Below are 23,466 nucleotides of genomic sequence, written 5' to 3'. Positions count from 1 at the left end.
CTGGAAACGTGCTTACGCCAGGGCTGCGGCCAACTCATTTTGCAGATCACGCAGGTCCTCGACGCCAACCGATAGGCGAATGAGGGAGTCGCTGATCCCCAATCGCTTGCGATTGGCAAGCGGAACGGATGCGTGGGTCATGATGGCCGGATGTTCGATCAGGCTCTCAACACCACCCAACGATTCGGCCAACGCAAACAGGTTGCATCGCTCCAACACCCGGCGAGCCTTCTTCAGGCCGCCCTTCACTTCCACACTGATGATCCCGCCGAACCCGTCCATCTGTCGCTTGGCGAGCTGATGCTGGGGGTGGCTTTTCAGGCCTGGATAAATAACCCGTTCGATCGCCGGATGAGCTTCGAGCCACCGCGCGAGTTCCATGGCGCTTTCGCAATGGGCGCGCATCCTCAGATGCAGCGTCTTGAGACCACGCATGGCGAGGAACGCATCGAAGGGGCCCGAGACGGCGCCCACGGAATTTTGCAGAAAGGCCATTTGCTCGGCGAGTTCCTGCGTTCCCGCCACCACGATGCCGCCGACCATGTCCGAATGACCGTTCAAGTACTTGGTGGCCGAATGGAGCACCAGGTCGGCCCCGTATTCGAGCGGGCGCTGGAGCATGGGCGAGCAGAAGGTGTTGTCCACCACGAGCAGCAGGCCATGCTTCTTGGCGAATGCAGCCAATTTGGCGAGATCGACCAGCTTGAGCATGGGATTGGTGGGCGTTTCGGCCCAGATCATGCGTGTATTGGGCTTCAGCGCAGCCTTCAGGGCCGACGCATCGTTCAAGTCCACAAAGGTGAAATCGAGCCCCGCCGAGCGACGACGAACACGCTCAAACAGCCGGTAAGTACCGCCGTAGAGATCATCCATCGCAATGACATGGCTACCCGAATCGAGCATGTCCAGTACGGTGGCGGCTGCGGCCAGGCCCGATCCAAATGCAAAACCGGCTTTGCCGCCTTCCAGTTCCGCCACGCACCGCTCATAAGCCATGCGCGTGGGATTCTGGGTCCGGGAGTACTCATACCCCTTGTGCTTGCCGGGGCTCTCCTGAACGTAGGTGGAGGTGGCGTAGATGGGCGTCATGATCGCGCCAGTCGTCGGGTCAGGATGTTGCCCTGCGTGTATCGCCAGGGTTCCCAATCCAAACTTCGACTGTTTTGATCCTGCTCTGGTCTTTGTAGCCATAGTTTTAAGCTTCTGTCCCGCCCGAACCGAAAGTTCTACATCTTACCTGTCATGCCTGCGGCAACGTAGGGCCCGAGGCCGTGATCATTCATTAAAGCCCTGCTGGCGGGCTCTGGGTCTCGATTCTGTGAAATGGTTTTATTTACGATAATTACAATATCTTAACTATTGATCGTAGAATCCCTACGCCAAATGTTACGCTTTGATTACGCGGAAGCCGTCGCTAAACTGACGGCATGCGTGCTTCGCCCGTGCTGGTTCACTACCACATATTCAAGAACGCAGGCACCAGCATCGACGAGTGCCTACGCCATTCGTTTGGCGAATGCTGGGGTGCCTACGAGGGGCCTCACGCTCATGCCATCCAGTCGAGCGAACAGCTGGCCGCGCACCTTCAGGCCAATCCGCAGCTGGCTGCGGTATCCAGTCACCTGGCGCGTCCCCCGGTACCCACCCCAAACTGTCTGCCGATCGCGTTTATCCGCCACCCGTTGCTGCGGGCTTACTCCGTCTACCGGTTTACCAGGCAATGTCCCTCGCAACCTTTCTCTGATGTCGCGCTGGCCACGGGTTTCGATGGATATATCCGCTGGGCGCTGCGCAAGGAGCCGGGCAGCATCGTGATACGGGATTATCAGGTAGTGCACTTGTCCGATGCCTCCTGGCGGTGTGACCACATCCTCGACGCCAGAGCGCTGCCGGAGGATCTGGAACAAGCACGCGCCCTGATCTCGTCCTGGGGGGTTGTGGGCGTCGTCGAACAGTTCGACCTTTCCATCCAAACCTATCAGGCGTTGTACGGGCCGCAAATGCCGAAACTGGTCTTGATGCCATGCCGAGAGAACTGCACGACCGGTGGCCGAGCATCCACCGAAGAGCGCGTCGAGGCGCTGAAACAGCTACTAGGACAGGATCTCCACGACCAATTCATGGCTGCAAATCGGTTGGACCTTGCCCTGCATGCGCATGCCACCCATGTCTTGCAGCAAGCGGGACGGCGCCTGGATTTGCCCCGTCTGGATTGAGAGGGCGCGCCAGCGCGCCAGGCGGTTCAAGCGCCAGCCAGCACACAACTGGCGTTAACCGCTCCTTTCCGGGCCGCCTTGGGAATAACCGCCATTCCTTGGTTGTAAGCAATAGTGCAGGCATTATTAGCAGCCATCGGGAAATGGCTGCCAGCCTCGGCTGCCATTGACTTGAAAGCTACGCATCAACGACACACGGAATATGTCCATGAGTTTCAGCTCAAACAGCGGCGCCACCCTTCTGGTCACCGGCGGCGCCGGCTTCATTGGCGCCAATTATGTGCTCCAGGCCGTGGCCCAGGGACATAAGGTGCTCAATCTGGACAAGCTCACCTATGCGGGCAACCTCGATACGTTGTCGTCCTTGGACGGCAATGACCGGCATATATTCGTGCAGGGCGATATTGGCGACCGCGAGCTCGTCTCCAGCCTCTTGAAGACACATCACGTGGATGCCGTGGTCAACTTCGCCGCCGAATCCCATGTCGATCGTTCGATCGACGGTCCTGCCGCGTTTATCGAAACCAATGTCGTGGGCACGCTGGGCCTGCTGGAAAGCACCCGCGATTACTGGCGCTCGCTGGACGGCAGCGCACGAGCAGGTTTCCGCTTCCTGCATGTCTCGACCGACGAAGTCTACGGCTCGCTGGGTGACGAGGGTCAGTTCAAGGAAACGACGCCCTATGCGCCGAATTCGCCCTATTCCGCGTCCAAGGCCGCATCCGATCACCTGGTGCGCGCCTTTCATCACACCTATGGCCTGCCCACGCTGACGACCAATTGTTCGAATAACTACGGCCCGTACCAGTTCCCTGAAAAACTGATACCGCTGGTTATTCAAAAGGCCTTGGCGGGCGAGTCGCTGCCGGTTTACGGCGATGGCCTGAACGTGCGCGACTGGTTGTACGTAGGCGATCATTGCACCGCGATCTCGCGCGTGCTCGAGGCCGGTCGCGTGGGCGAGACCTATAACGTTGGTGGCAATGCCGAGCGTGAAAACCTCACCGTGGTCAAGACCATCTGCGCCCTGCTGGACCAACGCAGCCCGCTGGCCGATGGTCGCAAGCGCGAATCGTTGATCACGTTTGTCAAAGATCGCCCTGGTCATGATCGTCGCTACGCCATCGATTCGTCGAAACTCCAGACCGAGCTCGGCTGGCGTCCATCGCAAACGTTCGAATCGGGCATCAAGCACACGGTCGACTGGTATTTGGGCAACACGGCGTGGGTTGCACGCGTGCTGGATGGCAGCTATCGCATGGAGCGACTGGGCGCATGAGCAACTCAAAGGGCATCATCCTGGCCGGCGGCTCAGGAACACGGCTCTATCCGATCACGCAGGCAGTGAGCAAACAGCTGCTGCCCGTGTACGACAAACCGATGATTTATTACCCGCTGGCCACGCTGATGCTGGCGGGCATCCGCGACGTGCTGATGATCAACACGCCGCACGAACAGGCCTTGTTCCAGCGCCTGCTGGGCGACGGGAGTCAGTGGGGCATCAACATCACGTACGCGGTGCAGCCCTCTCCCGATGGCCTGGCGCAGGCCTTCATCATCGGCCGTGATTTCGTCGGCAATGACCGCAGCTGCCTCGTCCTGGGCGACAACATTTTTTATGGCGTGGGCTTTACCGAGCGCATGAAGCGCGCCGCGGCCCGCGAACGCGGCGCCACCGTGTTCGGTTACTGGGTCAAGGATCCGGAACGCTACGGCGTGGCCGAATTCGACCAGACGGGCAAGGTCGTCGGGCTGGAAGAAAAACCCGCCGTCCCCAAGTCGCATTACGCGGTGACCGGTCTGTATTTTTACGACAACCGTGCACCTGACTTCGCCGCAAGCCTGAAGCCCTCGCCGCGCGGCGAGCTGGAGATCACCGATCTCAACCGCTGCTATCTCGACGACGACTCCCTGCACCTGGAGCAATTGGGTCGAGGCTATGCCTGGCTGGATACCGGTACCCATGAGTCCCTGATGGAAGCAGGCAACTACATTCAGACCATCGAGAACCGCCAAGGCCTCAAGATCTGCTGCCCCGAAGAAATCGCCTACGTCAACAAGTGGATTGATGCAGAACAACTGCTACGCCTGTCGGCGCCACTGTCCAAAACCGGCTACGGGCAATATCTACAGAACCTGATCAAGCAAGGCTACGTGGGATGAAGTTCATTGAATCCTCACTGCCCGGCTGCTTCGTCATCGAACCGCAGGTCTTCGGCGACTCGCGGGGCTTCTTCTATGAAAGCTACAACGAGGCCAAGTATCGCGAGGCGGGCATCGACAGGAGATTCGTCCAGGCGAACGTTTCGCGCTCGGCCCGCGGCGTACTTCGTGGCTTGCACTACCAGTGGCCGCATCCGCAGGGCAAGCTGGTCAGCGTCCTGGAGGGCGAGGTCTACGATGTAGCGGTAGATATCCGCCGAGGGTCGCCGACCTTCGGCCAGTGGGCGGGCGTGATGCTCACTGCGGAGAACCATCGCCATTTCTGGATACCCGAGGGCTTTGCCCATGGATTCTGCGTGGTTTCCGAATTCGCCACGTTCTCCTACCAGTGCACCGATCTCTACGACGCAAAGGCCGATGGCAGCATTCGCTGGAATGACCCGGCGATCGGCATCGACTGGCCCATCTCCGCCCCCCTGCTTTCCGACAAGGATGGCAAGGCGCCCCTGCTTGCCGACGTGGCGCTGGACCGCCTCCCGGAGTATCGCGCTTGAAGATCTTGCTGTTGGGCGCAAACGGGCAGCTGGGCCGCACCTTCTTGAGCCATGGCGGGCTTGCGTCCCGCGGAACAGTGGTCGCCGCCACCCGTGACGGCAAGCTCATCGACCAAGGCGCCGGCATTGCGGCCGACCTGTCGGCCCCGGAAACCCTGGCGACGTTGCTGGATCATCAGCAACCGGACGTTATCGTCAATGTCGCTGCCTATACGGCAGTGGATCGCGCCGAGCAGGAAGAAGCCATCGCCACCCGCATCAACGCCGAAGCCGTCGGCGTCCTGGCCCGATGGGCCAAGGCCAACGACGCGCTGCTGGTGAACTACTCCACCGACTATGTGTTTGCGGGCAACGCCAACCATCCTTATGGCGAAGATGCCGCGGTAGCGCCTGCCGGAGCCTATGGCCGCAGCAAACTGGCCGGTGAGCAAGCGCTTGTGGCCAGCGGTGCGCACTATTTCAACTTCCGCACGGCATGGGTGTATTCGCCGGTCGGGCAGAACTTCCTGCGCACCATGCTGCGCCTCGGCGGTGAGCGAGACGAACTTCGCGTCGTTGCCGATCAGATCGGCAGCCCAACCGACACCATCTTGATTGTCGAAGGCAGCTTGACGGCCATCGATCGCTGGTTGAGCGCCGACGCAAACACGCGAAAGAACCTGGAAGGAACCTACCATCTGACGGCAAGCGGCCAGACGAGCTGGTTTGGCTTTGCTTCCGCCATTGTGCAAAGGGCGGCCCAACGAGGGCTTCTTTCGAAAACGCCCATCGTGCATCCCATTGGCAGCAGCGATTTCCCGACGCCTGCCAAACGGCCCGCCTATTCGGTGCTCGACAATGCGCGGTTTGTCCGCACATTTGATCATCCCCTACCTGATTGGCAGGCAGGGCTGGAGCGCACGCTCGATATGCTCACCCCCGTCCACAACTGAACCCTTATGCTCATTCCCCTCATACTCAGCGGTGGCAGCGGGACCCGGCTATGGCCGATCTCGCGCAAGAATCTCCCCAAGCAGTTCCTTTCACTGGCTGGCAGCGAAACACTGTTCCAGCAAACCGTGAAGCGCGCCTTGCGCCTTCCGGATGTCGCTGCACCCGTCGTCGTTGCAAGCGACGACCATCGCTTCCTGGCGGCCGAACAGCTGCAGGAGCTGCAGGTTCCCGATGCAAGCATCTTGCTGGAGCCGGTCGCCCGCAATACGGCGCCTGCGATCGCCGTAGGTGCGCTGCAAGCCCTGGCCAGGGATCCTCAGGCGATCCTGCTGGTGCTGCCGGCGGATCATCTGATCGGCGACGATGAAGCGTTCGGGGATGCGGTTGCCAAGGCTCGCCCGCTCGCCGAGCAAAACTGGCTGGTGACGTTCGGCATTCGCCCCGATCGACCGGAAACCGGCTTTGGCTACATCCGCCGGGGCAAGCCGCTGGAAAGCGAGACGTTCCAGGTCCAGCAGTTCGTGGAAAAGCCCAAGCTCGAGGTGGCCGAAGGCTATGTATCGAGCGGCGAGTACGACTGGAACTCCGGCATGTTCATGTTCCGGGCCTCCACGTATCTGGACGAGCTTGGCGCACACGCACCGGCCATGCTCGCCGCCGCTCGCGCGGCATTCGATAAGGCGAACACGGATCTGGACTTCATCCGCCTCGACAGCGAAGCCTTCGCCTCGGCGCCGAGCGACTCGATCGACTATGCCGTGATGGAGAAGACCTCGCGCGCCGCCGTGGTACCGGTGGCTTGCCGCTGGTCCGACATCGGTTCATGGGACGCGCTCTGGCTGGCTGCCGAGAAGGACGCCCAGGGCAACCATCTCGAAGGCGACGTCATCGCACTAGACACCACCGGCAGCCTCGTACGCTCACACGACCGCCACCTGGTGGCCACGGTTGGCCTGGAAAACATCGTGGTCGTGACCACGCCCGATGCCACCCTCGTGGCACGCCGCGATGCATCGCAAGACGTGAAGAAAATCGTGGAAGCGCTGAAGGCTGCCGACCGCACCGAACACGATCTGCATCGCGTCGTGCGCCGCCCCTGGGGCATGTACGACTCCCTGGAAAGCGGTGACCGCTTCCAGGTGAAGCGCATCGTGGTCAAGCCTGGCGCTGCCTTGAGCCTGCAGATGCACCATCACCGCGCCGAGCACTGGATCGTGGTCAAGGGCGTGGCTGAAGTCACTTGCGACGACAAGGTGTTCCTCCTCGCGGAGAACCAGAGCACCTACCTGCCCTTGGGCAGCAAACATCGCCTGCGCAACCCGGGCAAGGTGCCCGTGGAGCTGATCGAGGTGCAGTCGGGAAGCTATCTCGGCGAAGACGACATCGTCCGCTACGACGATGTCTACGGTCGCGCGTAAAGGCCGCCCTGCCGCTGCAAGAACACGCATGACCACCAGATGAGAAAGGGCCCCGCAGGGCCCTTTCCTTTACGCGCGTATCAGGTCGGACAACTCGCGAGTCTTCGCTTCCATCAAGGCGGCGTCACCGCGCGACTCCACATTGAGTCGCAGCAGCGGCTCCGTATTGGACGAGCGCAGATTGAAGCGCCAGCTTCCAAAATCAGCGCTGACGCCATCCACATAATCGAGCGTCGGCTGCTGTGCGGCAAAGTGCTCGAGCACTTTCGCCACCACGGCCTTCGCGTCGGCCACCACGAAATTGATTTCGCCGCTGCACGGGTAGGCAGCCATGCGTTCGGCCAACATGTCCGCGAGCGTCACGCGGGTCTTGGAGACGCGTTCGGCCACCAGCAACCACGGAATCATGCCCGAATCGCAATAGGCAAACTCGCGGAAGTAATGATGGGCACTCATCTCGCCGCCGTAGATCGCGTCTTCAGCACGCATTCGCTCCTTGATAAAGGCATGCCCGGTCTTGCTTTCGATAGGCACGCCACCCGCCTGTCGCACCATGTCGATCGTGTTCCACGTCAATCGCGGATCATGGATGATCTTTGAACCGGGGTGCTTCTGCAGCAGCTGGGCAGCAAGCAGGCCGACGATGTAGTAGCCCTCGATGAATTCGCCCTTCGCATCGAAGAAAAAGCACCGATCAAAATCGCCATCCCAGGCAATGCCGAAGTCAGCACCATGCTGGCGGACCGCGTCGGCCGTGGCGTCGCGATTCTCCGGCAGCAACGGATTGGGAATGCCATGGGGGAAGCTGCCGTCGGGCTCGTGGTGAATCCGGATGAATTCCAGCGGCAGATGCGCATCCAGCAGGTCGATCACGCCACCCGCGCCGCCGTTGCCCGCGTTGACCACGACCTTGAGCGGACGCATGGCTTGCGGATCGACATAAGACAGCAAGTGTTGAATATAGGCCGACTTGTCGTGATCGCGCGCGACCGAGCCGCGCGTCGCCGCTATCGGGCCGAAGTCATTCGCTTCGACCAGTTGTTCGACGTCACGCAACCCGGTATCGCCGCTGATCGGTCGCGAGCCTTCGCGAACCAGCTTCATGCCGTTGTAGTCGATGGGATTGTGGCTGGCGGTCACCATGATGCCGCCCGCCACCTGCCGATGGAACGTCTGGAAATAGACCTCCTCGGTGCCGCACAGGCCGATATCAATCGCGTCGCGCCCCTCGTCATTCAGGCCGCGAATGATCGCTTCTGCGAACACAGGGCTATCGCGACGGATGTCAAAGCCAACCACGACAGCGCCCTCGCCAACAGCACGAGCGAAAGCGCGCCCTAGCCGATAAGCGATGTCCTCGTTGAGTTCATCCGGCACGCGGCCGCGAATGTCATAGGCCTTGAAACACTTCATGGAGAGCGACCGCAAGAGTGGGAAGCGCTCATTGTATCGCCTGTGGCAGCGCACTCCTGCCAGCGGGTCGCCCGGCGTGGGCGACGTCGCCGGCTCTCAGGCAAGAGCCGGCGAAACTCCTGGCGTACCAGAGCGCGCGCCTGTGCCGTTACTCCACCGTCACCGACTTCGCCAAATTACGCGGCTGGTCCACATCGGTGCCGCGCAGTACTGCCACGTGATAGGCGAGCAACTGCAGCGGCACGGTGAACACGGCGGGGGCGATGAAATCGCCGCCGCCGTTGATGCGCAGCGTGACGCCGCGGGCGCCGTTGCCTTCGAGGCTGGCTTCGCCATCGGCGAACACCAGCAGTTCGCCGCCGCGGGCGCGCACTTCCTGCAGGTTGGACTTGAGCTTGTCCAGCAGCGGGCCGTTGGGGGCCACGGCGATGACCGGCATGTCTTCATCGACCAGCGCCAGCGGGCCGTGCTTGAGCTCGCCCGCCGGGTACGCCTCGGCATGGATGTACGAGATTTCCTTGAGCTTGAGCGAGCCTTCCAGCGCCACCGGGTATTGCGCACCGCGCCCGAGGAACAGCGCATGCTGGCGATGGATGAGGTGCGCGGCCAGGTCGATCACCTGCGGTTCCAGCTTGAGCGCGTCTTCGAGCGCACGCGGCAAATGCTGCAGCTGGGCACAGAGATCGATATAGCGGGTGTTGTCCATGCCGCGGTGCTGCGCAAGATGAAGCGTCAGCAGGGCGAGCGCGGCGAGCTGCGTGGTGAACGCCTTGGTCGAAGCCACACCGATTTCCGGACCGGCGCGCGTCATCAGCTTGAGGTCGGCTTCGCGCACCACGGACGATTCGGGCACGTTGCAGATCGCCAGCGTCCCCAGATAGCCGCGGCGACGGGACTCGCGCATCGCCGCGAGGGTATCGGCCGTTTCGCCGGACTGCGAAATCGCCACGAACAGCGTGCCATCGGGCACCACGGCCTCGCGATAGCGATATTCGCTCGCTACTTCCACGCTCACCGGCAGGCGTGCGTGTTCCTCGATCCAGTACTTGGCGACCAGGCCCGCGTGGTAGCTGGTGCCGCAGGCAATGATGTGCAGGCCGCGCACCTTGGCGAGCAGTTCGTCGCCGTCCACGCCGAAGATGTTCGGCAACACGCCATGCGGACCGATGCGCGCTTCAAGCGTCGCGGCCACGGCGTGGGGCTGCTCGAAGATTTCCTTCTGCATGTAGTGACGATATTCGCCGCGTTCCACCGCGTCGGCCGAAAGCTCGCTCTCGTGCATGGAACGCTCGACCCGCTGGCCGTCGAGATTGAATATCTCCACCTGGTCGCGGGTGATCTCGGCGACATCGTCTTCGTCGAGATAGATGATCTTGTTGGTGACCTGGATCAGCGCCTGGGCATCCGAGCCAAGGAAGTGCTCGCCAATGCCCACGCCCACCAGCAGGGGCGCACCGTGGCGCGCGCCGACCACGCGCCCCGGCTCCGTGCTGCTGATCACGGCAATCGCATAAGCGCCTTCCAGTTCGCGCACGGTGGCCAGCACTGCTTCGCGCAGGCTTACGCCGGACTGCACATGCTCGTTGATCAACGCCGCCATCACCTCGGTGTCGGTTTCCGAGGTGAACACATGGCCGCGCGCCTGCAGATCCGCGCGCAGCGTGGCGTAGTTCTCGATGATGCCGTTGTGCACCAGGGCCACGCTGCCGGCCATGTGCGGATGCGCATTCGCCTCATTGGGCACGCCATGTGTCGCCCAGCGCGTATGCGCGATGCCGGTGCCGCCGGGAAACGGATCGGCCAGATACAAGGCTTCCATCTCACGGACCTTGCCCTTGGCGCGCACGCGCTGGACTTCGCCTCGATCCAAAACGGCCAGGCCCGCCGAATCGTAGCCGCGGTATTCGAGCGCCTTGAGGCCGGCGATGAGCAAGGGGGCCACGTCACGCTGGGCGGCGGCGGCAACGATTCCACACATGAGCTGTTACTCCTTAGAACGAACGCGGCCAGTCACGGTCGCGAAACCGCGACTTTGGTCGCAGCCGATTTCAGCAAACTTTCGGGGGCCATGGGCGGTTGATCCGATGGCCTATGCTGGACGCACGCTTACACGGTCTTCAATGCACCTTGCGGCGTAGATAGTTCAGCAGATCAATGCGGGTGATCAGGCCCAGGAACTGTTCGCCGTCCACCACGATGGCCACATGGCCGCGGTCGAACACCGGCAGCAGGGATTCGATCGGCGAGCGCACGTCCAGCATGTGCAGGCTGGTGATCATGGCGGTGGATACCGGGTCGCGGAATCTGGCTTCGTCCGCATGCACGTGCATCAGCACGTCCGATTCATCGAGGATGCCGACCAGGCGGCTGCCATCCATCACCGGCAGCTGCGACACGTCGTACAGCTTCATGCGCGTATAGGCCGTCATCAGCAACTCGTTCGGGCCGATCACCACGGTATCGCGCTGGGCGAAGGGACGCAGCAGCAGGTCGCGCAGGTCGCCCCGCTGTTCGCGCTCGATGAAGCCGTTGTCGAGCATCCAGTAGTCGTTGTACATCTTGGACAGGTACTTGTTGCCCGTATCGCATACCAGGGTGACCACGCGCTTCGGCTCTGTCTGCTCGCGGCAATAGCGCAGCGCAGCGGCCAGCAGGGTGCCGGTGGACGAACCACCGAGGATGCCCTCCTTCGCCAGCAGCTCGCGCGCGGCCAGGAAGCTTTCCTTGTCGGGGATGGCATAGGCCTTCTTCACGCGCGTGAAGTCGCTGATGCTCGGCAGGAAGTCCTCGCCGATGCCTTCCACCATCCAACTGCCCGACTTGGTCGAGAGCACGCCTTCGTTGATGTACTGGGCCAGGATGGAGCCGACCGGATCGGCCAGCACGAAGTCGGTGTTGGGCGAATGCTCGGCGAAGAATTTGGACAGGCCGCTGAGCGTGCCCGACGATCCGCAGCCGACCACGATGGCGTCGACCTTGCCATCGAGCTGTTCGAGAATTTCCGGGCCGGTGGTGGCGATATGCGCGGCCGGGTTGTCCGGATTGCCGAACTGGTTGATGAAGTAGGCGCCTGGCGTTTCGCGCGCGATGCGCTCGGCCATGTCCTGGTAGTACTCCGGGTGGCCCTTGGCCACGTCCGAGCGCGTCAGCACCACCTCGGCGCCCATCGCCTTGAGGTTGAAGATCTTCTCGCGGCTCATCTTGTCGGGCACCACCAGGATCAGGCGGTAGCCCTTCTGCTGGGCGACCAGCGCCAGGCCCAGGCCGGTGTTGCCGGCCGTGCCTTCCACCAGGGTGTCGCCCGGGCGAATCCGACCGGCCCGCTCGGCGCCTTCGATCATCGACAGGCCGATGCGGTCCTTGACCGAGCCGCCGGGATTGGCGCTTTCCAGCTTCAGGAAGAGCTCGCACGGTCCAACGTCCAGGCGCTGCGCGCGTACCATCGGGGTACGTCCGATCAGTTCAAGGACACTGTTGTGGACCGACATAAAAACTCCTTCCTGTAGGCAGCGGCTGCTTCTTGGCGACCGCTCGGGAGGACGATGATAACCGAGCGGCTCTCACCCTTCGCCGACCCCAGAAACAACGCGGCCCCGGAGCCGTGAGGCGCCGGGGCCGCGTTCATGCGAAAACGTCGCAGATTCAGTTGATGTGGTGCGCTCGGCTATCCCACATGCGCTGGAGTCGCTCCTTCGCGTGGAGTTTCTCCTTCTTCATGCCCGATAACGTCATGTCATCGATGGGAAGCACGCCGATTTCGGCGTCGTGCACCTTGCTGTCGAGTTCTTTGTGGTGCTGATAGAGCCGACGGAATTCGGCATCGGCCTTCATCAAAGCTTCGACATCATCACGCTGCTGGTTTTCAAACATGATGGAACCTCCTCTGGAGAGTACGGCGGGGACCGTTTTGGGGACACCCGCTGACGAGGAATCACGCACACGCACCCRCCATCCATGCCGGTTGTCCGGTCCATGGAGATCGATAAAGGAGGAAGGTTGGGCGCATGACTCACGTCGGTGACCCAGGCGCGGAGATGCCCCTGGGAACTTGACCCTACTCCCCGATCTGGGGTCATGCAAGCGTCATATGAGCGGCAGGAAATAGCGGAACTTTCCTAAAAAAGACTGCCAGAACAGTCTTTTGCACAAGTCGAACGGCGGCGTCGCGAAATTTGAACAGAGCGGCTCGCGGCCGGCGATATCTCAGCGACACAGGGACAAAACAAAGGCCGGCGGGTTGACCGCCGGCCTCGTGAACACCTGGGCAGGACTTACTTGCCCTGGTCCTTGTTGGTCGTGCTGTCGCCCTGCATCTGCTGGCGCATGGCGCGCGCGGCCTGCGCGGCCAGGTCCGCTTGCTTCTTGGCGGCATTGGCGACCTTGGCCTGGGCGGCGGCCAGCTTCTTGGCCTGGTCGGCCTGGGCCTGGGCCTGGGCGGCGGCTTCGGCGCCGGCAGCGAGCTGGCGGGCCGATTCTTCCTGGGCGGCCTGGTATTGCAGGCGCTGGCGTTCGAGCTCGCGGCGCGCCATTTCCGTCTCGCGGCGGCTGCCGTCGAGCTGGATCTGGTCGTGTTCGCGATCGAGCTTGCCGATCTGCAGCTGCGCGTCCTGCAACTGGGCCGTGGCGCGGGCCAGGTCGACGCGACGCTCGGCGATGTAAAGCGCATGCACGCGGTCACGCGAACGGGCTTGGGCCAGCTGATTCACGGCGTCACGGGCGCGCGCCTGCTCGGCCTGGGCATAGGTGCCGATGGACGGATCGCTGGAGAGCTGGTCGAGGCTATTGGTGAGCCGGGCCACGTCCATATCGTCCTTGGCCGCATGGACGCTGCCCACGGCGGCTACTGCAAACAGCAGCGTCGAAAGGCGGAGGGTCAGGTGTTTCATAGATGGCCTCCCTGGTCAGTGCTCGACGGAGGTGCCGGCTGGTCGGGATTGGGATTCTGCGGGTAGGTCTGGAAGCCCTGCCCCTGCGGTACAGGCTCGCCCAGCGCGGAACTCGGCGGCGCCGGCATATCGCCGGTCTGCTGTTGTTGCGGCAGGCCGGACGCCTGGCTCTGGTTCTGCTGTTGCTGGTCGGCCAGGGACTGGTCGATCTGCTCGCGCAGCTGCTGGTTGGCCGACGTCTTGTTCTGGATCTGCGCCCGGGCGGCGCCCAGGCGGGCCTTGGTGCGGGCCAGTTCGGCGCTGGCCCTGGCCTCGTCGGCCAGTTGGGCGGCGACGTCGTAATCGCGCTTGGCTATCGCGTTCTGGGCCTGCTGGAACTTGTCCTGGGCATTGCCCAGGTCGATCGGGTCGTAGACCGCCGCATCGGCATCCCGTGCCGCCTGCAGCTGCATCTGCGCCTGATTCATGATCCCGTCCGGCGGTGGCGCGGACGCGCAACCCGCCAGCGCCAGCGTCATGGCCAGCGCCAGGGTGGATACCGCAAGGCGCGCGAACTTGGGTCGCTGCCCTGGCGGGGAAAAGATGTGCACCATCACTCAGTCCTCTCAGAGTGTCACAGCGTATTGTGGGCGGGCATAATCCACTTTAGCAATGCGCACGGAACTAGGGGATTCGAGTGGACATTGGTTATTTCCTCAAGCTAATGGTTGACAAGGGCGCGTCGGATATGTTCCTGACGACGGGCGCCCCTGTGAACATTAAGGTCGAGGGCAAGCTTTACCCGCTGGGCAATACCGGCCTGCCGAGCGGCATGGTCAAGAAAATCGCCTATTCGCTGATGGACGAGGGCCAGGTACCGCAGTTCGAGCGCGACCTGGAGCTGAACATGGCGCTGGCTGTGAAGGAAGCCGGCCGTTTCCGCATCAACGTGTTCAAGCAGCGCGGCGAAGTGGGCATGGTCATCCGTGCCATCAAGAGCGAAATCCCCAGCATCGACCAGTTGCAGCTGCCGAGCATCTTCCGTGAATTGATCATGGAACCGCGCGGGCTGATCCTGGTGGTGGGCGCCACCGGCTCGGGCAAGTCGACCACGCTGGCGGCGATGATCGACCATCGCAACCAGAATTCCTCGGGCCATATCCTCACCATCGAGGATCCGATCGAATACCTGCACCGCCACAAGAAATCCATCGTCAACCAGCGCGAAGTCGGCCTGGATACGCACAGCTATCACGAAGCCCTGCGCAACGCGATGCGTGAAGCGCCCGACGTGATCATGATCGGCGAAATCCGCGATACCGACACCATGGAAGCGGCCATCGCGTTCTCCGAAACCGGTCACCTCTGCCTGGCGACGCTGCACTCGAACAACGCCGACCAGACGCTGGAGCGCATCCTCAACTTCTTCCCGGAATCGGCGCACAAGAACGTGCTGATGAACCTCGCGCTCAACCTGCGCGCGGTGATCAGCCAGCGCCTGGTGATCGGCAAGGACGGACGCCGTCTGCCGGCTACCGAAGTGCTGCTCAACACGCCGCTGATCCGCGACATGATTCGCCGCGGCCAGGTGCACGACGTGAAGGAAGCGATGGATCGCAGCCTGCAGGAAGGCATGCGCACCTTCGACCAATCGCTGTATCGCCTCTACAAGGAAGGCCGCATCGAGCTCGAGGAAGCGCTCAACAAGGCCGACTCGCGCGATGGCCTGGCACTCAAGGTGCGCCTGTCCGATAGCGGCGGCAACACGGAAAACACCGAGCTGGCGGGTAACGATCCGTACGGGCTGGGCTTCTAAGTTCGATCCTTCAAGTCGAGGGGCGCACGCCGCCCCGCGCACTTTGCTCAGACCGCCGCCGGCGCATCCGGCTGTGCTTCCGGCGCCGCCCGCTGGAACGCCGGCAGCGCCTCGCAGGCTTCATGGATGCGACGAATGGTCGGGTAATCATCCATCGGCAGCTTCCAGCGCACTGCGTTATAGACCTGCGGCACCAGGCACGCATCGGCCATGCCGGGCGTATCGCCATGACAGAACCGGCCCGTCGCCACGTTGCCCGCCAGCATCGTTTCCATCGCCTGCAGGCCCAGGCTGATCCAGTGGCGGGACCACACGCCCTTGGTGGCATCGTCGACCCCGAGTTGCGAGCTCAGGTACTGAAGCACCCGGAGGTTGCCCAGTGGATGCAGGTCGCACGCGATGACCTGTGACAGCGCCCGGACACGTGCCCGCCCGACCGGGTCCGAAGGCAGCAACGGCGGCTCGGGACGGGTCTCGTCCAGGTATTCCATGATCGCCATGGACTGGGTGAACACCCGCCCGCCATCGACCAGGGCCGGCACCAGCTCCTGCGGGTTCAAGGCCTGGAAGTCCGGCAGATGCTGCTCGCCGCCGTGGTTCACCAGGTGTACCGCTTCGGACTCGTACGGCAAGCCCTTGAGGTTCAAGGCGATGCGCACGCGGTAGGCGGCGCTCGAGCGCCAGTAGCCGTACAACACCAGATCCTGCCCCATACCTTGTCCTCCAACCACGGTGAGGTTCATAGGATACCTGTCATACGGTTTGCATCACCGCGAACCGGGCGGGACAATAGGCGGTTCGCGCCCAACGGCGCCGCATTCATGAATCCAAACCAGGGAGTTGCGCCGTGTCCGTTACCCGCATGAGCGATCTTGATCTGCGCGGCAAGCGCGTGCTGATTCGCGAAGATCTGAACGTACCGATCGAGAACGGCCGGATCACCTCCACCCAGCGCCTCGATGCGGCGCTGCCGACGCTCAAGGCCGCCCGCGACGCCGGCGCCAGGCTGATGGTGCTGTCGCACCTGGGCCGCCCGAAGGAAGGCCAGTTTGACGCCGAGTCCTCGCTGGCGCCCGTCGCCAAGTGGCTGAGCGACAAACTGGGCCAGCCGGTGCGCCTGGTCGCCGACTATCTCGACGGCGTCGACGTTGCCGAAGGCGAAGTGGTGGTGCTGGAGAATTGCCGCATGAACGTCGGCGAGGGCAAGGACGACAACGCGCTGGCGAAGAAGTACGCCGCGCTGTGCGACATCTTCGTCATGGACGCCTTCGGCACGGCGCATCGCGCGCAGGCTTCGACCCACGGCGTGATCAAGTTCGCCCCCATCGCTGCGGCCGGCCCGCTGCTGTCAGCCGAACTGGACGCGCTGGGCAAGGCGCTGGAGCATCCCGCCCGTCCGCTGCTGGCGATCGTCGCCGGCTCCAAAGTCTCGACCAAACTCACCTTGCTGGAAAACCTCATCGGCAAAGTCGACCAGTTGATCGTGGGTGGCGGCATCGCCAACACCTTCATCGCGGCCATGGGTTATTCCGTGGGCAATTCGCTGTACGAACCCGACCTCATCGGCGCCGCCAAGAAAGTGATCGCCGACGCCAAGCGCCGCAACGCTGACGTGCCGCTGCCGGTGGATGTGGTCGTCGCGCCGGAGTTCTCGGCGCATGCGCCCGCCACGGTAAAGCCGGTGGACGCGGTCAAGGAAGGCGAGCTGATCCTCGACATCGGGCCGGAGACCGCGCGCCGTTATGCCGAGATGATCGCCAAGGCCGGCACGGTGGTGTGGAACGGTCCGGTCGGCGTGTTCGAATTCGACGCCTTCGGTCATGGCACCGAGACCCTGGCCCGCGCCGTGGCCGCCTCGCCGGCGTTCTCCATCGCCGGCGGCGGCGACACGCTGGCCGCCGTGGACAAGTACGGCATCGAAAAAGATGTGTCGTACATCTCCACCGGCGGCGGCGCCTTCCTCGAATTCCTCGAAGGCAAGGAGCTGCCCGCCGTGGCAGCCCTCAAGGCGCGCGCGGGCAAGTAATGCTGTGTCTGTTTGATCTCGATGGCACGCTGATCGATTCGGAGATCGGCATCCTGGGCTGCGTCCGCCATGCGCTGACGCAGCTGGGTGTGGCGCATCCCCCGGAGATGCGCCACTGGATCGGCCCGCCGCTGCGGCACAGCTTTGCGCCGCTGCTCGACCACGATCACGAGCGCATCGAACAGGCGGTGGAGTTCTACCACGAGCGCTTCCACACCATCGGCTGGCAGGAGCACTCGGTATACCCGGGCATCGAGGCGATGATCGGGCGCCTTCAGGCCGCCGGCCACACGCTGGCCGTGGTCACCAGCAAGCCGGAACGGCACGCGCGGCCGATCATCGAACACCTGCCGTTCGGTCCCGCATTTAGCCGTCTATATGGCCCGGACCCGAGCAGCCCGCACAGCGAAAAGGCAACCATGATTGCCGCCGCCCTGGCCGATTTCGGCGCCGAGCCGGAGCACACAGTGATGATCGGCGACCGGCACTTCGACATCGACGGCGCCGTGGCCAACCGCGTTCGCGGCATCGGCGTGCTGTGGGGTTTCGGCAGTCGGGCGGAACTGGAAAAGGCCGGCGCACATGCACTGGCTAGCGATCCCGAGGAACTGGGCAACCTCCTCCCGCCCTGACCTAGGCCGAGCGCCCGATTGTTTCTTTCCAACGCCCGCTGGCATGCTTGCCGGGCCGTTGGACGAGGGGGCGGCGCAGCCACAGGGATCAGACATGACGCAGCACGACGCCGCGCCGACGCACGGCAGCGGTTCTGAGCAGGAAACAGTGACGGCGCCCGCCCCTACGGTGGCGGCCGAATCATTCAAGGTGGAATTTGGCCTGCGGGTAGGCCTCAACACCACGCCGGCCGATTCGTTCCGTTTCGTCGGCAAGGGCAGCATCGCCTTCTCCGGCGATACCGTGACCATCGCCGGCGGCCGCAAGCGCCCGTTCATGACGAGCCTCAAGGAAACGCACCGGTTCGCGCGCAACGACATCATCAATGCAGCGCTGTCCGGCAAGACCGTACGTTTTCAGGTGCGCGGGGAAAACCAGCCGCTTCGCACGGTGCAGTTGTCGGCTGCCTCGGTGCCACAGGGCCTGGCGATCATGGCGCACTTGCCTGCGGAGCAGACGCAGGAGTTCGCGCAATCGCAGGCGGCTGTCGCCGATTTCCACCGACGCCTGGATCAGTTCAGCCCGCGCGCACCGGTCACGCCGACCCTGGTGGCCTTGAACGTAGCCATGTTTGTGGCGATGTGCATCGGCGGGATGAACATCCTCACGCCCGATGGCGAAACGGCGGTTCGCTGGGGTTCCAACTTCGGCCCGATGACCATCGGCGGCCAATGGTGGCGCCTGTTCTCGGCCACCTTCATCCACTTCGGCATCATCCATCTTGCGCTCAACATGTGGGCGCTCTTTCAGAACGGCCGCACGATCGAGCGCCTGTTCGGCAGCACGCGTTTTCTTCTGTTGTACGTCTTTGCCGGCCTGACCGGCAGCGTGGCCAGCCTGCTGTGGAATCCGCAGGTGAACAGCGCGGGTGCGTCGGGCGCGATCTTTGGCATCTTTGGCGGCTTGCTGGCATTTGTCATCAATCCTCGCAACGACGTCCCCAAGGAAGTGATGGCAGAGCATCGCAACAGCACCCTGCTGTTCGCCGGCTACTCGCTGTTCTACGGCTTCGCGCACAGCGGCATCGACAATGCCGCGCATATCGGCGGCCTGGCGGGCGGATTCCTGATGGGCCTGCTGCTTTCCCGTCCGCTCAATGCCGAACACCGGATCAGCCCGAATGTGCCGCGCCTGTTGCTGGCCGCGGTCTCCGGCGTCGTCGTGCTCGCAGCGATGCTTTGGCCGCTGGCCAATCCCAACAGCCAACGACAGGCGACGGCGCGCTTCGAGGGCAGCCTGATAACGTTCGACGCGCGCGAGAAAACAGTGATGGAAGCCACCACGGCGCTCTACGAAAAGGCCCACGCCGGAGCCATCTCGACGCAGGCCTTCGCCGACGGACTCGAGAAGGACGTTGCACCGCAGTGGGACGCCATGTACGCCGACGTGGTGGCCGTCAAGCTTGCTCCTGACAATCGTGACTACACCTTCCAGCAGGCCGTGCTGCATTACATCGATGCACGTCGCCAGGCAATTCACGCCTACGCCCATGCCACTACCGACGGTGGCTCGGCGGCGGAGCAAGCCGTGAAGGAGGCCAACCAGAACACGCAGGACGCGCTGGCGGAGCTCAATCGTTTGACGGCGGCCAGAAAGTAAGCGGGCGCACGCATGAAGAAAAAGCCGCGATTGTCGCGGCTTTTTTTGTTTTACCGCTCAAGGATCGACAGCATCATGCGGCTAAGCCCAACCCTTGTGGGAGCGCACCCWGTGCGCGACTGCAACCTGCAGGATTCCTGCTTTGTCGGGCCGTCGCGCACAGGGTGCGCTCCCACAGGTCGGGCGTCACGCGTCGTCGATCAAGCTAGACAAATCGGTCGAACCCACATCCACGCCGGCCTGTGTCAGCAGCGTCGTCACCTGTCCGCGATGGTGCGTCTGGTGATTGAAAAAATGCATGGTCAAAAAGAAGTACGGCTTACGAAAGGCTTCGCCACGGGTGTTCTGATAGGCCAGCGCGTGATCGAGATCTTCCTCGCTCACGGCGTCAGCCCATGCCTCAATCACGGCATCGAGAAAGCGACGATGCGAGGTCAAGGCAGCCAGATCGCCAAAGGGTTGCGCGGCGAGATCGCGTTGAATGGGCACGCCCCGCAACGGTTCCAGCGCCCCATAGTTCGCCGGATGCGCGGCGAAGCGTTGCAGCCAGATCGTGTCGGCCACCGCGATATGGCTGAGCGTGGCATGGATCGAACCGAAGAATGCGCCGCGATCCGTCATCACATCGTCAGGCCGAAGCGAGGCCGCCGCCGCATAGATTTTCTCGTTCATCCAGCGGTTGTAGGCGGCCATTTGCCGTAGGTGGTCGCGGCGCGAGGGAGCGTGTGTATTCATGGCTCAGCGACTTTGTTCCTGGAAAGCGCCAGGGTAACCAGCGGCGCGCAGGGAATCACGTGCCGGTGGGCGCACTCATAAAAAAAGCCGCGGCATGCCGCGGCTTTTTCATTCAACGCAATCGACTTAGCCGAGCACGCGCTTCACCGCATCGACCACATGGGCCACGGTGAAACCGAAGTGCTCGAACAACTGGGGCGCCGGTGCCGAGGCACCAAACGTGGTCATGCTGACCACGTCGCCGTCCAGGCCGACGTACTTGCGCCAGAAGTCGCCAGTCGCCGCTTCCACCGCGACGCGCGCGCGGCACCAGCCCGGCAGGATGGCCTCGCGATATTCCAGCGGCTGCGCATCGAACACTTCCGTGCACGGCATCGACACCACGCGCACCGGCACGTTTTGCTGCGCCAACGTGCGGGCCGCTTCCATCGCCAGCTCCACTTCCGAACCGGTGGCGATCAGGATGGCCTTGAACTTGGTGTCCTGCGGATCGGACAGCACGTAGGCACCGCGTGCGATATCGGCCACCTGCTGCGTGCTGCGCTGCTGGTGCTTGAGGTTCTGGCGCGAGAACACCAGGCACGCCGGGTTGCCCTTGCGTTCAATCGCGAGCTTCCACGACATCGCCGATTCCACCGCGTCGCACGGGCGCCACAGCTGGTTGTTCGGGATGTAGCGCAGCGCGGCGAGGTGCTCGACCGGCTGATGGGTCGGGCCGTCTTCGCCCAGGCCGATCGAGTCGTGCGTGTAGACGTGGATGGCGTGCGCCGGAATCAGCGCGCTCATGCGCACGGCGTTGCGCGCGTAGTCGGAAAACACCAGGAAGGTGGCGTCGTACGGAATGAAGCCGCCGTGCAGGGCCAGGCCGTTGGCGATCGCGGTCATGCCGAACTCGCGCACGCCGTAATACACATAGTTGCCCTTCGGGTCGAAACCGTTGCCGGCGTCGACGCTGCCCTTCCACTTGGTGAGGTTGGAGCCGGCAAGGTCGGCCGAGCCGCCGATCAGTTCCGGCAGCAGCGGCGCGAACGCGTCGATGGTCATCTGCGAGGCCTTGCGCGAGGCAATCTCCGGGCCGTCGGCCTGCAGCTTGTCGACGAAAGCCTGCGACTTGGCCGCCCAATCGGACGGCAGCTCGCCCGACACGCGGCGATTGAATTCCGCGGCCAGCTCCGGGAAGGCCGCCGAATATTTGGCAACCGCGTCATGCCACTTCTGCTCGCGCTCGGCACCCGACGTCTTGTGATCCCAGCCGGCGTAGATCTCGGCCGGAATCTCGAACGGTGCGTAACGCCAGTCCAGCGCGTCGCGTGCGCCGGCCACTTCGTCCTTGCCCAGCGCGGCGCCGTGGCTTTCTTCCTTGCCCTGCTTGTGCGGCGCGCCGAAGCCGATGATGGTCTTGGCGCAGATCAGGGTGGGCTTGTCGGACTGGCTGGTAGCGGCGGCGATGGCCTTCTTGATGGCATCGGCGTCATGGCCGTCGACGCCGCGGATCACGTTCCAGCCATAGGCCTCGAAGCGCTCCGGGGTGTTGTCGGTGAACCAGCCGTGCACTTCGCCGTCAATGGAGATGCCGTTGTCGTCGTACACAGCGACCAGCTTGCCGAGCTTCCAGGTGCCGGCGAGCGAGGCGACCTCATGCGAGATGCCTTCCATCAGGCAGCCATCGCCCAGGAACACATAGGTGTGGTGGTTGACGATCTCGTGGCCCGGGCGGTTGAAGTGCGCGGCGAGCACCTTCTCGGCCAGCGCAAAACCGACCGCATTGGCCAGACCCTGGCCGAGCGGACCGGTGGTGGTCTCCACGCCTGGGGTTTCGCTGGCTTCCGGGTGGCCGGCGGTCTTGGAATGCAGCTGGCGGAAGCGCTTGAGCTGATCCATCGGCAGGTCGTAGCCGGTCAGGTGCAGCAGCGCGTACTGCAGCATCGAGCCGTGGCCGTTGGAGAGCACGAATCGGTCGCGATTGAACCACTTCGGGTTGGTCGGATTGTGCTGGAGGAAGTCGTTCCACAGCACTTCGGCGATATCCGCCATGCCCATGGGCATGCCCGGGTGGCCGGAATTGGCCTTCTCCACAGCGTCCATGGCTAGGGCGCGTACGGCATTGGCAAGTTCGCGACGGGTTGTCATCTAGGGGTCTCCGGGGAAGGCGGCCATAAAAGTACGCATTGTCGCCGATCCCGCTTACCCCTGTCGCCACCAGGGATGCTCTGAAGTCATGCCGTCCATGTGGAATAGATCAGAGCATCCCCACGCCCTCTTGCCCAAATGTTAAGAAAATTAACTCCGCCTTAATAATGAACTAACCAGTATTGAAACTAATCGACCCACTCACCATCTAAGTAAAAGTACCGGGTCCACAAGGTACCCAGCCGCGCTCCACCGAACCCCCGGCGCCGCGGACTGGCCCAATAAGATGATGAGGAGTCCCCCATGAAGAACACCATTCTTGCTCTCGCCCTGGCTACGGCCGGTCTCGCGGTCGTCCCGGCGGCTTTCGCCCAGGACGCCGCTCAAGGCAACGCCCAACAGGGCTGGTACGTCGGCGCCAACGCCGGCTACGCCCAGACGCAGAAGGGTCCTTACGACAACGGCAATTTCGCCGGTGGCGTGAAGGGTGGTTACCGCTTCGCCCTCAACCCGGATACCTCCCTGGGTGCGGAAGTGGGTTACGTCTACCTGGGCCGCGCTGACGCGCGTGGCCAGTACACCCAGAATTACGCCAACTACAACGGCGACAACGGCAAGTCCAAGCTGCAGGGCGCGACCGCCGGCCTGAACCTGCGTTACAGCTTCAGCCCGAACTGGTACGGCGAAGTCCGTGGCGGCGCCTTCTTCGCCAAGGGCTCGGGCCTGACCAACGACAAGACCAACCCCGAGATGGTCAACTTCAACAGCACCCGTTACTACGCCGGCCTGGGTGCGGGCTACAACATCAACAAGAACATCAGCGTCGGCCTGAACTGGGATTACTACGACGGCAGCCAGAGCGACAAGAACATCCACCTGCCGACCAACCTGTACAGCGTCAGCGCGGAATACCGCTTCTGATCTTT

General features: G+C 63.1%; 21 protein-coding genes. 11 read left to right on the top strand and 10 right to left on the bottom strand.

Features of this window, described 5'->3' with window-relative positions; genetic code table 11:
• Nucleotides 1-12: 12 nt before the first annotated feature.
• The gene (locus AB4Y82_RS06150; protein ID WP_441604665.1) at nt 13-1,191 is read right to left on the bottom strand and encodes a cystathionine gamma-synthase; all 1,179 of its coding nucleotides are present in this window, start codon (nt 1,189-1,191) and stop codon (nt 13-15) included.
• 236 nt (nt 1,192-1,427) lie between these two features.
• Here AB4Y82_RS06150 and AB4Y82_RS06145 point away from each other — a divergent pair, with 236 nt between their 5' ends.
• From AB4Y82_RS06145 to AB4Y82_RS06120, 6 genes are all read left to right on the top strand, one after another.
• A complete protein-coding gene (locus AB4Y82_RS06145) occupies nt 1,428-2,216 on the top strand; it encodes a hypothetical protein (protein WP_441604666.1) in 789 nt (262 codons plus the stop codon).
• A 208-nt stretch (nt 2,217-2,424) separates the two neighbouring features.
• Entirely contained in the window at nt 2,425-3,495 is a 1,071-nt protein-coding gene (gene rfbB, locus AB4Y82_RS06140) for a dTDP-glucose 4,6-dehydratase (RefSeq protein ID WP_441611161.1), read from the top strand.
• Nucleotides 3,492-4,379: a glucose-1-phosphate thymidylyltransferase RfbA gene (rfbA, locus tag AB4Y82_RS06135; RefSeq protein ID WP_441604668.1), complete on the top strand. Its 888-nt coding sequence runs from the start codon at nt 3,492-3,494 to the stop codon at nt 4,377-4,379. The genes rfbB and rfbA overlap by 4 nt, the downstream gene beginning before the upstream one ends.
• The gene (gene rfbC, locus AB4Y82_RS06130; RefSeq protein WP_441604669.1) at nt 4,376-4,933 is read left to right on the top strand and encodes a dTDP-4-dehydrorhamnose 3,5-epimerase; all 558 of its coding nucleotides are present in this window, start codon (nt 4,376-4,378) and stop codon (nt 4,931-4,933) included. Before rfbA ends, rfbC begins: the two co-directional genes overlap by 4 nt.
• Entirely contained in the window at nt 4,930-5,865 is a 936-nt protein-coding gene (gene rfbD / locus AB4Y82_RS06125; RefSeq protein ID WP_441604670.1) for a dTDP-4-dehydrorhamnose reductase, read from the top strand. The genes rfbC and rfbD overlap by 4 nt, the downstream gene beginning before the upstream one ends.
• A gap of 6 nt (nt 5,866-5,871) precedes the next feature.
• The gene (locus AB4Y82_RS06120; RefSeq protein ID WP_441604671.1) at nt 5,872-7,284 is read left to right on the top strand and encodes a mannose-1-phosphate guanylyltransferase/mannose-6-phosphate isomerase; all 1,413 of its coding nucleotides are present in this window, start codon (nt 5,872-5,874) and stop codon (nt 7,282-7,284) included.
• Nucleotides 7,285-7,353: 69 nt separating this feature from the next.
• Here the strand turns inward: AB4Y82_RS06120 and AB4Y82_RS06115 are convergent, their stop codons facing one another.
• The 6 genes from AB4Y82_RS06115 to AB4Y82_RS06090 all read right to left on the bottom strand — a co-directional run bounded on the left by AB4Y82_RS06115 (nt 7,354) and on the right by AB4Y82_RS06090 (nt 14,176).
• A complete protein-coding gene (locus AB4Y82_RS06115) occupies nt 7,354-8,697 on the bottom strand; it encodes a phosphomannomutase (protein ID WP_441604672.1) in 1,344 nt (447 codons plus the stop codon).
• A gap of 148 nt (nt 8,698-8,845) precedes the next feature.
• The gene (glmS, locus tag AB4Y82_RS06110) at nt 8,846-10,675 is read right to left on the bottom strand and encodes a glutamine--fructose-6-phosphate transaminase (isomerizing) (protein ID WP_441604673.1); all 1,830 of its coding nucleotides are present in this window, start codon (nt 10,673-10,675) and stop codon (nt 8,846-8,848) included.
• Nucleotides 10,676-10,814: 139 nt separating this feature from the next.
• Nucleotides 10,815-12,185, bottom strand: coding sequence for a pyridoxal-phosphate dependent enzyme (locus AB4Y82_RS06105; protein ID WP_441604674.1), 1,371 nt, complete (start codon nt 12,183-12,185; stop codon nt 10,815-10,817).
• A gap of 154 nt (nt 12,186-12,339) precedes the next feature.
• Nucleotides 12,340-12,567: a YdcH family protein gene (locus AB4Y82_RS06100; RefSeq protein ID WP_046972765.1), complete on the bottom strand. Its 228-nt coding sequence runs from the start codon at nt 12,565-12,567 to the stop codon at nt 12,340-12,342.
• A 401-nt stretch (nt 12,568-12,968) separates the two neighbouring features.
• Complete coding sequence (locus AB4Y82_RS06095) at nt 12,969-13,583, bottom strand: hypothetical protein (RefSeq protein WP_441604675.1); 615 nt, start codon at nt 13,581-13,583, stop codon at nt 12,969-12,971.
• Nucleotides 13,580-14,176 (bottom strand): DUF4398 domain-containing protein, encoded by a 597-nt coding sequence (locus AB4Y82_RS06090; RefSeq protein WP_441604676.1) that lies wholly within the window; start codon nt 14,174-14,176, stop codon nt 13,580-13,582. The genes AB4Y82_RS06095 and AB4Y82_RS06090 overlap by 4 nt, the downstream gene beginning before the upstream one ends.
• A 110-nt stretch (nt 14,177-14,286) precedes the next feature.
• Between AB4Y82_RS06090 and AB4Y82_RS06085 the strand changes: the two genes are divergently transcribed.
• Nucleotides 14,287-15,378: a PilT/PilU family type 4a pilus ATPase gene (locus AB4Y82_RS06085; protein WP_441604763.1), complete on the top strand. Its 1,092-nt coding sequence runs from the start codon at nt 14,287-14,289 to the stop codon at nt 15,376-15,378.
• A 47-nt stretch (nt 15,379-15,425) separates the two neighbouring features.
• Here AB4Y82_RS06085 and maiA read toward each other — a convergent pair whose 3' ends face one another.
• Nucleotides 15,426-16,091: a maleylacetoacetate isomerase gene (gene maiA, locus AB4Y82_RS06080; protein ID WP_441604677.1), complete on the bottom strand. Its 666-nt coding sequence runs from the start codon at nt 16,089-16,091 to the stop codon at nt 15,426-15,428.
• Nucleotides 16,092-16,225: 134 nt separating this feature from the next.
• On the opposite strand from maiA, the gene AB4Y82_RS06075 reads away from it, so the two are divergent.
• From AB4Y82_RS06075 to AB4Y82_RS06065, 3 genes are all read left to right on the top strand, one after another.
• Nucleotides 16,226-17,404, top strand: a complete 1,179-nt coding sequence (locus tag AB4Y82_RS06075) for a phosphoglycerate kinase (RefSeq protein WP_441604678.1) — start codon at nt 16,226-16,228, stop codon at nt 17,402-17,404.
• Nucleotides 17,404-18,036: an HAD hydrolase-like protein gene (locus tag AB4Y82_RS06070; RefSeq protein WP_441604679.1), complete on the top strand. Its 633-nt coding sequence runs from the start codon at nt 17,404-17,406 to the stop codon at nt 18,034-18,036. The genes AB4Y82_RS06075 and AB4Y82_RS06070 overlap by 1 nt, the downstream gene beginning before the upstream one ends.
• A 94-nt stretch (nt 18,037-18,130) precedes the next feature.
• Complete coding sequence (locus AB4Y82_RS06065) at nt 18,131-19,675, top strand: rhomboid family intramembrane serine protease (protein WP_441604680.1); 1,545 nt, start codon at nt 18,131-18,133, stop codon at nt 19,673-19,675.
• A 186-nt stretch (nt 19,676-19,861) separates the two neighbouring features.
• Here the strand turns inward: AB4Y82_RS06065 and AB4Y82_RS06060 are convergent, their stop codons facing one another.
• Together AB4Y82_RS06060 and tkt are read right to left on the bottom strand one after the other, a co-directional pair.
• Entirely contained in the window at nt 19,862-20,410 is a 549-nt protein-coding gene (locus tag AB4Y82_RS06060; RefSeq protein WP_441604681.1) for a DinB family protein, read from the bottom strand.
• A gap of 126 nt (nt 20,411-20,536) precedes the next feature.
• Nucleotides 20,537-22,540 carry a transketolase gene (gene tkt, locus AB4Y82_RS06055; RefSeq protein WP_441604682.1) on the bottom strand — a complete coding sequence of 668 codons (2,004 nt, stop codon included), beginning with the start codon at nt 22,538-22,540 and terminating at the stop codon, nt 20,537-20,539.
• A 303-nt stretch (nt 22,541-22,843) separates the two neighbouring features.
• On the opposite strand from tkt, the gene AB4Y82_RS06050 reads away from it, so the two are divergent.
• Nucleotides 22,844-23,461: an outer membrane beta-barrel protein gene (locus tag AB4Y82_RS06050; RefSeq protein ID WP_441604683.1), complete on the top strand. Its 618-nt coding sequence runs from the start codon at nt 22,844-22,846 to the stop codon at nt 23,459-23,461.
• Nucleotides 23,462-23,466 lie beyond the last annotated feature (5 nt).

It is taken from the genome of Dyella sp. 2YAF14 (assembly GCF_052114725.1).
Taxonomy (GTDB): Bacteria; Pseudomonadota; Gammaproteobacteria; order Xanthomonadales; family Rhodanobacteraceae; genus Dyella.
Note: the sequence above shows the minus strand (reverse complement) of the source record. Positions and strands in the feature narration are given on the sequence as shown.